We start from the raw sequence: 13,180 nt of genomic DNA on the forward strand, positions 1-13,180 counted from the left end.
GCTGCATTCTCTCACCTAACCTTTGCAAAATCAAAAAACACACACGTGATTACACTTATTGTAATTGAAAAACGTGTGTGTTTTACAAAAATTATTCATTTTTACCTGTTTTCAGTTTTCTATATTCCATGCCCGTTATGACAATAAATACGGCTGCGCATCCAATCGTTTGAGTAAGCTGGAGCCGCTCACCGAGAAATAAGGCTCCAAAGAAAATCGTCAGGACAGGCCCTGCCATTGAAATAGTGGCAGCTCGCATTGCCCCGATTCGTTTTATGCCCTCAAGCATCAGCACAAATGGAATCACAGTGGAGACGACTGCGATGAACACAAACAAACCGTACACAGCAACCGGATATGCTGTCATTGGCGTATTCATGCCGATCGCCGCCTTTATGCCTGTGTAAAGCATCATGACCGCTCCGGCTGCTGTCATCCCGTAAGCATTGAGTCGGATGCCGCCGATTTGATGGACGAGACGCCCGGAAAGGACAAGATAACCTGCATAAACGGCCGAGGATAACAAAATGAATACAGATCCAATCATATTCGCCTGAAAAAGCTCAGCATTCCAGCCGCCGAGCGCAAAGAAAAAACCGATCATGACCATCAGCGCTGCGAAAAGGTCTTGGATGGAAACCATTTTCCGGTCACGACACGCGTTGAATCCGATCATAAACACCGGATAGCTCATCAGCAAAATACGCTCAACCATTGCGGATACATGGTTCAGCCCGATAAAATCAAACAAGGGAGACAGAAAAAAACAAAACACTCCCGCGACACACGCCCTCCATAGATCCCCTTTTTTCATACCGTCTGGGATTGGCGGACGGTATAACAAAAAAATCAGCCAAAACAGCGGAACAGCAAACAGCTGCCTGTATAACAATACCGCGTCTGGCTCAGCACCCATTTCATATGCGCATTTAATCCAAATCGACTTAGATGCAAAACAAACCGTTCCGATCAGCAAAAAAACCGTCCCTGCCGATGCCTTGCGAATCTCACTCTGCTCTTCTAATCTCATCTCAGCTCAGCTTTTCTCCTTTACTTGTTCAAATGCTTTTGTATAAAATCCAGAAGCGTATTTCCTTGAGCCGTCAGAATGACACCCTTCCCGCCGCAAGCTGGACATGGGCTGCCTTCGATTTCTCCTGCTCTTTCACACTCAGGGCATGCGACCTCAAGATCATCAGTTGCAATGACCATTTGACATCCTCCTTTCCTATTTTCTGTTATGCACCACCAGCCATCATCCATTGGCCGTCACCTCCTTTAAGACACAAAAAACCCCCGTCCTATGCAAAGGACGAGGGTCTCGCGGTACCACCTTTATTAACAGCTATACGCCGTTCACTCTCAGTACAGAAAACATCCGTTTCGATACTCCTCTCTTGGTAACGGGGAGAGAATCCCGGCATCGCCTACTATCCGTTCAGCAAAGCAATTCAGAAGCCCATTCGGCATCAGGGGAGGGTCGGTTCACACCTGCCACCGACTCTCTGAACCTCCACACTGATACGTACTTACTCTTCCTCACGATTGTTGATCCGTTCTTTTGTTAGTAAAATTTATAATACTCGGTTAATTTAAAGAAGTCAATTCTTAATCCGATTTTACGCCGAGTGCTTCCAGCGCCATATTGATGTGCTCCTCCTGCTGTGTCTGCAGAGCAAACTTGGCAACTTCCAGCGGATATGCCGCCTGCATCTCTGCGATGTGTTCCTGCATTTTTGCCCATATGCGGCCGCCTGCTTGACGATAGTATTCAAGCAAACGGGCGGTTTCCTCTTCCCCAAACAGCATTTGATAAAAGATAAAATCTTTTGCCGGATCAGCGACTTTGGATTCTGTCCAATCCAGAAGGCCTGTGACATGTTCGTTTTGGCCAATCAAAATATGCGCCGGGTGGAGATCGCCGTGTATCAGTGCGGAAAATCCCGGCCAATATGCATCATCATTTATCCACGTTTGCCATCTTTGCCAAAGCTGTTCAGACACTCCAAGCTTGTTCTTTACGTCATCCATAGATTCAACTGTGTTTCGCCTGACTTCTTCCGGACTCATCACTTTTATACCGGATTGGCAAGCGTCTGCTGGGTTCACTCCATGTAATTCAGCCAGTATCCCGGCAAGTGTCCGTATAAAATGGTCTGACGGCGGCTGATGATTCATATTCCATACATACTGTTTCTGTTCCAAATCAATCCCAGCAGCTGGCGTTCCTTTTAACATTGGGTAAGCAATCAATTCAGGTGTATGAATTTTCCAATCTGGCACATCAGCTGTAAGAACCGTGCGGAGAAAGGCAAGCGTTCTGCCTTCTGAAGCTGCTCTTTCAACAACATCACTTCGCCGCGGTTTTCGCAGCACCCATGGCATACCTGTATCGTCCTCGACGAATACAACTTGAAAATCCATTCCAGTTTCATTTAATTTCGCGTTTTCAGAGTGAACCGCCAAACCTTGATTGCGTGCAAGCGCGACAGTCTCTGTGATCAGCTGCATGTCGTTCTGGTTTGTCATCTGTTTTCCCCTTTCTCATGCTCCGCCTGTCGTTAGAGAGAAGGGATGTTTTGAAGGCGCAAAAAAGAGGGCAGCATTGCCACCCTCTTTTTATTACGATATAAGGGCTTATACATAGGCAGATCCATCCCGATTCTCCGCATTCAGGCGAGAGTCGTTCACTATTGAATTCGTGTCAATCGGAATCTAATGAATGCCATGCTGTAACCCCTCCGTTCTTTGTACGTCGATTTCCATTTTACATCATATTCCAAATTTGATCTACTAGAACAATGAATCAAGTCACTGGAGCAGGATTAAACAAGCACAAATCATTATGAAGGCCCCAACGGTCCGCCCACGTTTGTTTGCGGCCGCTTGCCACATCCAGAATCGTCCTGAAGATCTCCCAGCCTACGTCTTCAATACTGGCCTCCCCTGTTGCGATTCGCCCGGCATTGATATCGATTAAATCCGCCCAATGCTCTGATAATGAATGCCGTGTCGATACTTTCAGCACTGGTGCAGCGGACAAGCCGTACGGTGTTCCTCTTCCTGTTGTAAAGACTTGGAGATTCATGCCCGCCGCCAGCTGCAGGGTACCGCACACAAAATCGCTTGCCGGTGTCGCCGCGAACAGCAGGCCTTTTTGCTCTGCCTTTTCACCTGGGCCGAGCACGCCGGAGATGGGGCTTGTGCCTGATTTCGCTACCGAGCCTAACGCTTTTTCCACCACATTGGATAATCCGCCTTTTTTATTGCCTGGCGATGGGTTCGCGCTTCGGTCTGCTTCCCCCCGCCGGAGATAGCTGTCATACCACTTCATTTCTTCGATCAGCGAATGTCCGACCTCTTCACTGACAGCCCGAGGCGTTAATAAATGAATTGCATCCCGCACCTCTGTCACTTCAGAAAACAAAACCGTTGCCCCTGCGCGAACCAATAAATCAGCCGCATACCCCACCGCAGGATTCGCCGTCACGCCAGAAAACGCATCACTGCCGCCGCATTGCATTCCGATGACCAGATCAGAAGCAGGGCAGGTCACACGGGTTCTGCTGTTTAGCCTGATTAGCCGTTCCTCCGCCATTTCCAAAATGGATTGAATCATCGCCGCAAAACCTTTGTGATCTTGGAGTGATAGGATATCATCATGATTCCGAGGCGCAATTCTTGCCGGGAGGAGCTTTTCACATCCCAATCCGATCACCATCACTTCCCCACCGAAGTTCGGGTGTTTCGCCAGATTTTGAATCGTGCGAATCGGAATGACAGCGTCCGGCGCATTGATGGCCACACCGCATCCGTATTGATGATGCAGCGGCACGACATTATCGACATTTGGATATTTCGGCAGCAGCTCTTCTTTTATCCGTTTGACCGCATAATCCAAAACGCCAACGACACATTGAACACTTGTGGTGATACCGAGTATATTTTTCGTCCCGGCACTGCCGTCCGCATTCCGATACCCTTCAAACGTGTATCCTTCAAGAGGCGGCAGCGGTTTGGGCACTCTGTTTGCGAGAGGAAGATCGTCTAAAGCCGGAGGAGCGGGCATTCTTACCAGGGCTCCCCGAATCCAGCTCCCGCATTTGATCGTCTCATCAGCAAATCCGATCACCTCTCCGTAACGCACAATCTCATCCCCTTGATTGAGATCGGTTAAGGCGACCTTATGGCCTTGAGGGACATCCTCTTCAAGTACGAGCCCGCATGAAAACACAGTGCCTTTTGGCAGCCCTCCATCATTGACAATAATCGCCGTGTTATCTGTTTCATTCACTTTGATGTAAAGGGGCGCTTGGTTCTGCCTGAGGTTCATCGCCATAAGAAAATCACTCCTCATATCATAGTAAGCGTTTTCTAAATCGGTTCAAAAAAAGCCGCAGATCTTACGTTTCAACTGCGGCTGTCTCAACAATTATTGATCATCCATGCCCATCAGAATTTTGTCACGGACAAATTTCAGATGCTCATACATGTGGTAATGCGCTTTGTAAGGGTCTCTTTTGGCAAGAGCGTCGTAGATTTTTTTATGATATTCAACCGTTACATCCCTCTCCCTGTACGGAATCTGGCTGTCAATTTTCGCATGGGTGATCAGCAGGGATTGAATCATCCCTTCGACAACGGGATTATTGGCACTTAACGCAATAATTCGATGGAATTCTTTATCTGCTTCACCATAAAGATTGTCAGTGCTGTTGGCGATGTCGTCGATCGTTTTCTGCAAACGCTGAAGTTCATCCTCATTGATTTTTTCCGCGGCAATCGTCACGAGTCCGAGTTCTAACGCCATCCGCGCTTCAATGATCGCCGGAAGATTATCAGTCGCCAAGGCAAGCATGACGGAAAATGGCTGCATGCCGATTTTATCGTTGAAATACGTGCCGCCGCGGGTTTTTCTCGTAATCACACCAAGTGTTTCTAGTGAACTCAGCGCCTCCCGAAGCACGGGCCTGCTGACATGCAAAATGTCCATCAGTTCCATTTCTGTCGGCAATTTGTCTCCGGCCTTTAACTGTCCGCTCGACAATAAATGGACAATCCGTTCAATGACTTGCTTGGCTAATGTTTTCCGATTGACTGTATCGACTTTCAGATCTTCTAAACCTTCGTACACGAACAACTCTCCCTTCAGTTGTTCAATTGTAAGACAAAATAGCCGGTATGACAATATTTACAATCAAACTTATCGCACAAGACACGGGCGTTTCCGGTCGAACTCCCAGTTGCTGATCAGAAACTGCATAGGGATCGCGTCATTTCGTGCGCCTAAATTCATTTTTCGATAGAGATCATGCGCTTTTTCGACTTGTTCCATATCAATGTCGACGCCAAGACCGGGCTTATTTGGCACCTTGACACAGCCATCAGCAATCTCAAAAGGCTGTTTCGTTAAACGCTGCCCGTCCTGCCAGATCCAATGGGTATCAATCGCCGTGATGCGCCCCGGAGCCGCTGCTGCTACATGGGTAAACATCGCAAGGGAGATATCAAAGTGGTTGTTGGAGTGGGAGCCCCATGTCAAACCCCAATCATGGCACATTTGCGCAACCCGCACCGAACCCTGCATCGTCCAGAAATGAGGATCAGCCAGCGGGATATCCACCGCATGAAGCTGAATCGCGTGACCCATTTCCCGCCAGTCGGTCGCAATCATATTTGTCGCAGTCGGTAGCCCTGTCGCACGGCGGAATTCAGCCATCACTTCACGGGCGGAGTAGCCATTCTCATCTCCGCACGGGTCTTCCGCATACGCGAGCACATCATGCTTTCCTTTGCATAATGCAATGGCTTCCTCTAATGACCACGCCCCGTTCGGATCAAGGGTGATCCTTGCCTCCGGAAAACGTTTTGATAATGCGGTGACAGCTTCAATTTCATCCTCTCCTGACAGCACCCCGCCTTTCAGCTTGAAATCCTGAAAGCCATAGCGCTCCTGTGCGGATTCGGCAAGACGTACTATTGCCTCCGGCGTCAGCGCTTCCTCATGGCGGAGACGAAACCACGCACAATCTGACTGCTCATCGCTTTGATACGGCAGGGTCGTCCGCTTTCGATCGCCGATGTAAAAGAGGTAGCCGAGCATTTTTACTTCATCACGCTGCTTCCCTTCGCCGAGCAAAGCCGCGACCGGTTCCTGAAGAAACTTTCCAAGCAAATCTAACAAAGCCGCTTCCAGCGCTGTAACGGCGTGGACCGTGGTACGCAAATCAAACGTCTGGATTCCGCGTCCTCCCCTGTCCTGATCGGCAAACTGCTTTCTGACCGTTTGCAATATCGACTGGTACGCACCAATGGATTTTCCCACAACAAGCGGCTCTGCCAGCTCCAGTGTGCGGCGGATGTGTTCTCCGCCAGGTACCTCGCCGACTCCCTGATTTCCGCTGCTGTCGGTTAAGATCACGATATTCCGGGTGAAAAACGGGCTGTGTGCGCCGCTCAGATTCAGCAGCATGCTGTCATGTCCCGCAACAGGGATCACCTTCATCTCACGAATTGAAGGAATATTCGCTCTCTTTTCCTTTTGAACCTGCTCTTGTATTGGTGAACTCATGTTTTCTCCTCCTTATAAAGCGCTTTCATAAATATTAGACAGGCAATGATTGATCGGGGTCTTGCTCTTGTTTCTTTAACACGACCCGTTTGATCGGCCCGACCAGCAGCAAGTAGCTGAGGATCGCCGCAATCGCGTTAGCACCGACAAACACGAGCGCGCCATTAAAAGATCCTGTGGCATTCACGATGTAGCCGATAATAATCGGTGTGGTAATCGAGGCAATATTTCCGAAAGTGTTGAACAAACCGCCGCTTAATCCTGCACACTCTTTCGGAGACGTGTCCGACACGACAGCCCATCCCAGTGCGCCGAAGCCTTTTCCGAAAAACGCGAGTGACATAATAACAACGACGAGCCACGCTGAATCCGTGTAGTTGCAGACAATCATACTGCAAGACAGCAGCATGCCGATAATGATCGGCACTTTTCTTGCAAAGGTGAGCGAACGGCCTTTTTTGAGTAAGATGTCTGACACAATGCCCCCAAGCACACCGCCGGCAAAACCGCATAGCGCCGGCAGGGAAGCGACAAACCCTGCTTCAAGGATGGACATGCCGCGGGCTTGAACCAAATATACCGGAAACCATGTGAGAAAGAAATAGGTGAGAGTTGTAATGCAATATTGCGCGATGTACACGCCAATCAGCATGCGGTTCGTTAACAGCTGTTTGATATAAGGCCATTTCGATTCTGTTTCTTGCTTGCTTTTGCTGTCATCCATGGAAATCAGCCCGCCGCCCTGTTCGATATAAGCAAGCTCAGCTTCGTTGACCTTCGGATGTTTTTTCGGTTCATACACCGTTTTTAGCCAGATGACAGCCAGAAGAATGCCAGCGGCACCCATGACAACGAAGACGGAATGCCAGCCGAAAGAGTGGGTGAGCCAGCCCATTAAAGGAGAAAAAATGACGATTGCGAAGTATTGAGCTGAATTAAAAAAGGCTGAAGCTGTCCCGCGCTCGGAGCTTGGGAACCATGAGGCAACAACTCTGCCGTTTCCGGGAAATGAAGGCGCTTCGGACAAGCCTACCAGAAAACGCAGTGCAAACAGCAGGATAATCGCTGTGCCGGCGGAGAAAAAACCAATCGCCCCTTGCAGCAGCGTAAAAAACGACCAGAAAAAGATGCTTAATGCAATAACAGTCTTTGAACCAAAGCGGTCCAGCAGCCAGCCGCCCGGAAGCTGCCCGATGACATAGGCCCAGCCAAAAGCAGAAAAGACATAGCCCATAGCGACCGAGTCCAATCCCAGATCATGCTGGACGGAATCTCCGGTGATGGAAAGCGTGGCCCGATCCGCGTAGTTAATAGAGGTCACAAGAAACAGCATAAAAACGATGAACCAGCGTACAGACGTTTTTTTGCCCGCCGGTGAAACATTCGCATAGTCTTTTTTCATAGTATCTTCTCCTTTTCAAAGTAGAGAATCATATGCTGGCTGTGATAAAGCTGGGAAAGAGACGTCCGCCTCTTTCCAGCACCATTACGGCTTCACAAAAACGGTTTTGATCGCAGTGAAAAAGTCCTTCGCCGCCTCACCCTGTTCGCGGGAGTGGGAGCTCGACTGCTTCATGCCGCCAAAAGGCGCCTGAAGCTCAACACCCGCGCTTTCTGCGTTAATCCGGACTAGCCCGGCGTCAATTTCATCAACGAATGAAAGCATTCGGCCGATGTTTTGCGTGAAAATGGATGCACTTAAGCCGAACTTCACATCATTGGCGATGTCCAGCGCCTCCTCCATCGAGTCCACCTTGATCAAGGCGATCACCGGGCCGAAAATCTCCTCTTGGGCAATCGTCATCTCAGATGTCACATTGTCAAAGATGGCAGGCTGAACATAATAGCCGTTTTGATACTTTCCATCCTCCAGCTTTTCTCCTCCGATCAAAAGGGAAGCGCCCTCCTGTTTGCCTTTCTCAATGTACGACAGGCAATTATCAAGCTGACTCTTGCTGGCGATCGGTCCCATCCAGACATCCTCTTTTAAGCTGTCTCCAATCGTAATATCCTTTGTGTGCTGGAGCAGTTTTTCTTTAAAGCGCTCGTAAATTCCGCTTTGCACGATGACGCGGCTTGTCGCGGTGCACTTCTGGCCGGTTGAACGGAAGGCACCCGTAATGACAGCTTCGGCCGCAGCTTCAAGGTCAGCGTCATCGGCTACGATGACCGGGTTTTTGCCGCCCATTTCAAGCTGATATTTGGCTCCTCTCGCTAAAGCGGCCTGCCCGATGATTTTTCCGACTTGATTGGAACCGGTAAACGTAACAGCGTTTACCCCATCATGCTCAGCAAGCCCCTGCCCGACAACAGAACCTGGGCCTGTCACCAAATTGATGACTCCTGCCGGGAGCCCCGCTTCTTCAAAGCAAGCAATGATTTTCGCGCATGTCACGGCTGTTTCTGTCGCCGGTTTGATGACAACGGTATTGCCATACACCAATGCCGGGGCCATTTTCCAAATCGGAATCGCCACCGGGAAGTTCCACGGAGAAATCACGCCGACCACACCGAGCGGAACACGTGTGGTAAACATGAGCGCGTCTTTGTCAGTAGACGGAATAACGTCACCCGTTTTGCGCATGCCTTCTCCGGCGTAATAGCGAAGAATGGCAATCCCGCGGGCTGTTTCCCCTTTCGCTTCCGGCAGTGTTTTTCCCATCTCACGTGTTGCGCAGGCGGCGATGTCTTCCAAGCGCTGCTCCATAATATCCGCTGTTTTGTATAAAAATTGGCCCCGCTCGGCCCCCGTCAGCTTTCTCCAAGCCGTTTTGGCTTCATTGGCGGCGGCGACAGCCCGTTCCACATCTTCAGCTGTTGAATTCTGTACATAGCCGACAATATCGTTTACATCCGCAGGGTTTACAACCTTGACCATATCGCCTGATTGAGACTTAACCCACTCTCCGTTAATAAAGTTGAGATACGTGTTTTGTTCCGTGATCACAGACATGCCCATTGCCCCTTTCATATTTTTTCTGTTCATCAAACCGTCGCGGCTTTTTTCGGAAAACGATCCGCCGCCTGCTTCAGAATCGCTTCTAATTGCTGATAGTGATCTTTTTCAACCGGGCCGACAGGCGGTCTGGCTGTGTTTCTCACATTCAATCCCATGATCTCCATGCCCGCTTTAATCAAAGATACGGCATATCCTTTTCGTTGTTTGCGAATGTCGTTGATCGGGAGAATCACATGCTGATAGAGCTCCTTCACAAGCTCGTCGTTTCCATTTTTCAATGCATCATAGAACATCCGGGAAATATGCGGAATATAATTTGAAATCGCTGAGGAATAGGAGTGAAACCCGATCGGCAGATAAGCTGGCATCGTCACTTCAGCCATCGGCATTCCGTTGAGCCATCCTAAGCGGTCGCCGAGCGTATAGACGAGGTTAATATTCAAATCCATGTTCCCCACCCCGTCCTTCACACCGACAAGCTGTTCACATTCGGTCAGCCGCTTGATCTGTTCAAGAGAGAGAACCGCGTTATCGCGCTGATAAAGAATCGCATTCAAATCGGTGCTTTCAATAATCGTTTTCGCATACTGATACAGCCCCTCCTGTTCGCCATGCACCAAATACGGAGGCAGGATCAAATACCCGTCGGCGCCTTTTTTCTCCGACAGCTGCGCCCAGTCCAGCGCTGTGCTGAGGTTGCCGCCCACCCCCGTGTAAACCGGCACCTTTCCTCCGGCTGCCGAGACTGCGACTTCCACCATTTGCTCGTATTCTTTTTGGCTGAGAGATTGAAATTCACCAGACCCGCAAGCGATAAAAATCGCTTCCAAGCCTTCTTCCAGCAAAAATTCAATGTTTTGAAAAAGAGCTTCTTCCTCCAGTTTTCCTTGTGTATTAAAAGGTGCAACCGGAAAACCTAAAATTCCAGCGGGTGCTTTTCTGATACGGCTCATCAACATAACCTCCTGTTATTTGGATATACAGCCCCTGACTGAAAGCGCTTTTATTATTTTTTCTTTCATATCCGCTCCTTCCCTATATCCTTTTGTTTTATTGTAAGACAAATAAACAATAAGTCAATATCTTTATTTTCTGATATTTTTCAGAACCCAGGAAAAACGCTGTCTGGCCGGGGTTCTGCATAACAAAAAAACAGCCGGTACTGCCGGCTGTTTTGGTTTACATGCTCCTTTGTTTCATCGTCTCGTGCAAAAGCTTCGCTTCCAAAAAGAATACGTGGATGAATTTTTTCATATTCACTCTTGCAGGGGCGAGAGGTTTTGCATCCTTTGATTGGAGTTCTTTCATTTTCTGGCTGACAACCGGAAAATCAAAGAATTTCGATGCATAGGTTTCAAATTTCGGATTGGAAAAATCCGTTGTGCCTAATGAAGCAAAATGGTGCAGCGAATGGATAATTGCTCTGCGGATGCGCTGCTCCGAGGCTTTCATTTCGCGATTGACTTCCGTTTGGGATGCTCCTGCGCCCAGCTTCCGTTCCGATACTTGGATGAAGATCTGTTTTAGCGAAGGGATATGTTTTTCGTACGGCTCAGATTGCTCATGTTCTGCTAAATACTGCAGCACCGCCATGAGATCATGAGCGCCGCCTTCCCCCATCATGCCAAGCTCGGACAACAGGAATGTTCCTGCTTCTTTTAAGCCGCTGTCACTCTTCTGCTGAGGACGCGCTTTCCGTTCAGTCCGGTTGACAAGCCGGCTCAGAGAGTGCTGAATATCCCCAATCGAGTGCTCAAGCTCGATCCGTTCCTTCACCTTTTGGAGAACCGTGACAATTTCAATGCGGTTAATTGGCTTATGGATAAAATATTCGATGCCGAGCGAGTATGCTTCTCCGACCATTTCCTTCGCTTCCACTTGAGAGATCATCACGATCTTTCCGGAGTACGTATCCTGAAGCTGGCGAATCGTTTCAATGCCGTCCCGTCCGGGCATTAACAGATCGATTAATAAAATATCAATCTGCTTAAATTGCAGCATATGACCTTCCACCTGGCTTCCGTCTTCTGCTTCACCAGCAGCTTCCCCCAGATCCTCATCCTCAATGATCTGTCTTAAAATCGACCGTACCGCACGGTCATCATCAGCGATAAAAAAACGCATAGCTTTCGGTTCACCCTTTCTGAATCAAATGCCGGACAGGCAGCCTGATAGCAAACACCACTCCCCGCTGCTGATTATCGAACCTGATATCTCCTTCTAGCTCTGTCACGATTTCCTTCACGTAGGAAAGTCCGATTCCGGTAGAAGGCGTGCCAAATTCGTCATATTTTGAAGTAAAGCCCGGGTCAAACACAATGTCTCCGATTTTCTCAGAAATGCCGGGGCCATTGTCTTCCACCTGGAATTCTACCATACTCTCATTTGGCTTATGGAGCCTCAGGCTGATCATTCCCTCTTCTCCCATTGCCTCTACCGCATTTGCCGTTAGATTATTAATGATCGAAAGCACGATAAATACGTGATAATCGTCATGCTCCCCTTCTATCGAGCAGTGAAAATCAATCTGCTTCCCAAGTGATTCAGCGTACTTTTCATTCATTCGAATCACAAGCTGCAGCAAATCAGAAGCCCTCATATAATCTCGCAAGCTCTCATTCGAAATCAGTTTTGAAAGCCCTGCAAATATCCGCTGGTTGTCCTTTTTCACTTCATGAATCTCCCCGGCCAGCCTCAGGATTCTGCCGCTGAGCTGTTCATCCTTGCCCTTCACTTCCCGATAGAGCTGATACGAATCATTCGTCACTTGCTCTGTCGTCTTCAATGTCTTTTTTAAATGCACCGTTTCTTCATATAAATTCGAAACGATCATTAGCATGTGCTCATGCTGCCGCCTTGTCTGTTTTTCTCTCGATTGCGTTTCATACAGCTTCAGCACACTGTAAAAGCTCATGACGATAAATGTGTGAGAAATTGCGATCACCGCAATGTCTGTGATTTTCTCAGGCGTCACAACCGTATGGAAAATGAGAAACTGAACAGCCAGCTCGACACAATCTGACACAATTTCAATCATAAACCCGATGAAACCGAGCATAACCGGCCGTTCCCGAAAACGATTAGCCTTCAATACGTAAAACAGACAGGCGTAAGTCATATAAAAGAAAAAGCCAGACGCTTGGTCATACAGAATTGGAGCCAGTCCATCATGTCCCCCGCCCCATAATCCCAGAAAGACGCGAAAGATGAAAACTGCCGCTCCAGTCAAAAAACCCGGCAGCACAGCGGGCACTTGCCGCAGCAGCGATAAGAAGAAGAAAAAAACCGGTGCGCCAAAGCTGATCCGGAACTCTTCATTAAGGGGATAAAATTTCAGTTCACCGGCCAGCGGCACTGTAATCAGCATGAGAGCCAGTATATATCCATCTTTTTCAAAAAAACGTTCCAGTTTTATGATGATCACATCCTCGCTTCTATTTTGGGGAAACAGCAGAAAACCTGCAAATTTCTTTTGACCCAGAACATGAGCTTTTTATAAATCTTACGGCTTATTTTCAAAATATTTTTGTCGTATTTTGTATGATTCTGTAGTCGTCATTATACAGTAAATATACCTTCCGCTTTTATGAAAGCGTTTAATGCCCCTTCAGCCTTCGTTTTGATAAACCTCAGTCCTTAAAGAAGAAAAA

At 48.4% G+C, this 13,180-nt stretch carries 11 protein-coding genes and 1 other annotated feature; all 11 genes read right to left on the reverse strand.

The features are described 5' to 3' along the window. Positions 1-91 precede the first annotated feature (91 nt). The 11 genes from BSI_RS03370 to glnK all read right to left on the reverse strand — a co-directional run bounded on the left by BSI_RS03370 (position 92) and on the right by glnK (position 12,897). Entirely contained in the window at positions 92-1,030 is a 939-nt protein-coding gene (locus tag BSI_RS03370) for a DMT family transporter (RefSeq protein WP_003241323.1), read from the reverse strand. 20 nt (positions 1,031-1,050) lie between these two features. Next, positions 1,051-1,212, reverse strand: a complete 162-nt coding sequence (gene rtpA, locus BSI_RS03365) for an anti-TRAP regulator (RefSeq protein ID WP_003241325.1) — start codon at positions 1,210-1,212, stop codon at positions 1,051-1,053. A 93-nt stretch (positions 1,213-1,305) separates the two neighbouring features. Continuing rightward, positions 1,306-1,552: a binding site (T-box leader), on the reverse strand. A 56-nt stretch (positions 1,553-1,608) separates the two neighbouring features. After that, positions 1,609-2,529, reverse strand: coding sequence for a macrolide 2'-phosphotransferase MphK (gene mphK, locus BSI_RS03360; RefSeq protein WP_003241328.1), 921 nt, complete (start codon positions 2,527-2,529; stop codon positions 1,609-1,611). Between the two features lie 277 nt (positions 2,530-2,806). Beyond that, positions 2,807-4,339: a galactarate dehydratase gene (garD, locus tag BSI_RS03355; RefSeq protein ID WP_003241330.1), complete on the reverse strand. Its 1,533-nt coding sequence runs from the start codon at positions 4,337-4,339 to the stop codon at positions 2,807-2,809. Positions 4,340-4,432: 93 nt separating this feature from the next. After that, entirely contained in the window at positions 4,433-5,134 is a 702-nt protein-coding gene (locus BSI_RS03350; RefSeq protein WP_003241331.1) for a FadR/GntR family transcriptional regulator, read from the reverse strand. A gap of 69 nt (positions 5,135-5,203) precedes the next feature. Further along, entirely contained in the window at positions 5,204-6,571 is a 1,368-nt protein-coding gene (gudD, locus tag BSI_RS03345) for a glucarate dehydratase (protein ID WP_003241333.1), read from the reverse strand. 34 nt (positions 6,572-6,605) lie between these two features. After that, positions 6,606-7,973, reverse strand: coding sequence for a glucarate transporter GudP (gene gudP / locus BSI_RS03340; RefSeq protein WP_003241335.1), 1,368 nt, complete (start codon positions 7,971-7,973; stop codon positions 6,606-6,608). Positions 7,974-8,057: 84 nt separating this feature from the next. Continuing rightward, the gene (gucD, locus tag BSI_RS03335; protein ID WP_032732291.1) at positions 8,058-9,524 is read right to left on the reverse strand and encodes an alpha-ketoglutaric semialdehyde dehydrogenase GucD; all 1,467 of its coding nucleotides are present in this window, start codon (positions 9,522-9,524) and stop codon (positions 8,058-8,060) included. 32 nt (positions 9,525-9,556) lie between these two features. Then, positions 9,557-10,483, reverse strand: coding sequence for a 5-dehydro-4-deoxyglucarate dehydratase (gene kdgD, locus BSI_RS03330; RefSeq protein ID WP_003241339.1), 927 nt, complete (start codon positions 10,481-10,483; stop codon positions 9,557-9,559). Positions 10,484-10,709: 226 nt separating this feature from the next. Continuing rightward, complete coding sequence (glnL, locus tag BSI_RS03325; RefSeq protein ID WP_003241341.1) at positions 10,710-11,654, reverse strand: glutamine utilization two-component system response regulator GlnL; 945 nt, start codon at positions 11,652-11,654, stop codon at positions 10,710-10,712. A 10-nt stretch (positions 11,655-11,664) separates the two neighbouring features. Further along, the gene (glnK, locus tag BSI_RS03320; protein ID WP_050556905.1) at positions 11,665-12,897 is read right to left on the reverse strand and encodes a two-component system sensor histidine kinase GlnK; all 1,233 of its coding nucleotides are present in this window, start codon (positions 12,895-12,897) and stop codon (positions 11,665-11,667) included. Positions 12,898-13,180 lie beyond the last annotated feature (283 nt).

Origin of the sequence: Bacillus inaquosorum KCTC 13429, assembly GCF_000332645.1 — a bacterium.
GTDB classification, from domain to species: Bacteria; Bacillota; Bacilli; order Bacillales; family Bacillaceae; genus Bacillus; species Bacillus inaquosorum.

Bases quoted from the DNA above. Each gene is read 5' to 3' on its own strand.
- rtpA (WP_003241325.1), bottom strand. From the start codon at position 1,212: ATGGTCATTGCAACTGATGATCTTGAGGTCGCATGCCCTGAGTGTGAA.
- glnK (WP_050556905.1), bottom strand. From the start codon at position 12,897: ATGCTGATTACAGTGCCGCTGGCCGGTGAACTGAAATTTTATCCCCTT.
- mphK (WP_003241328.1), bottom strand. From the start codon at position 2,529: ATGACAAACCAGAACGACATGCAGCTGATCACAGAGACTGTCGCGCTT.
- gudP (WP_003241335.1), bottom strand. From the start codon at position 7,973: ATGAAAAAAGACTATGCGAATGTTTCACCGGCGGGCAAAAAAACGTCT.
- BSI_RS03370 (WP_003241323.1), bottom strand. From the start codon at position 1,030: ATGAGATTAGAAGAGCAGAGTGAGATTCGCAAGGCATCGGCAGGGACG.
- glnL (WP_003241341.1), bottom strand. From the start codon at position 11,654: ATGCGTTTTTTTATCGCTGATGATGACCGTGCGGTACGGTCGATTTTA.
- gucD (WP_032732291.1), bottom strand. From the start codon at position 9,524: ATGTCTGTGATCACGGAACAAAACACGTATCTCAACTTTATTAACGGA.
- garD (WP_003241330.1), bottom strand. From the start codon at position 4,339: ATGGCGATGAACCTCAGGCAGAACCAAGCGCCCCTTTACATCAAAGTG.
- gudD (WP_003241333.1), bottom strand. From the start codon at position 6,571: ATGAGTTCACCAATACAAGAGCAGGTTCAAAAGGAAAAGAGAGCGAAT.
- kdgD (WP_003241339.1), bottom strand. From the start codon at position 10,483: ATGAGCCGTATCAGAAAAGCACCCGCTGGAATTTTAGGTTTTCCGGTT.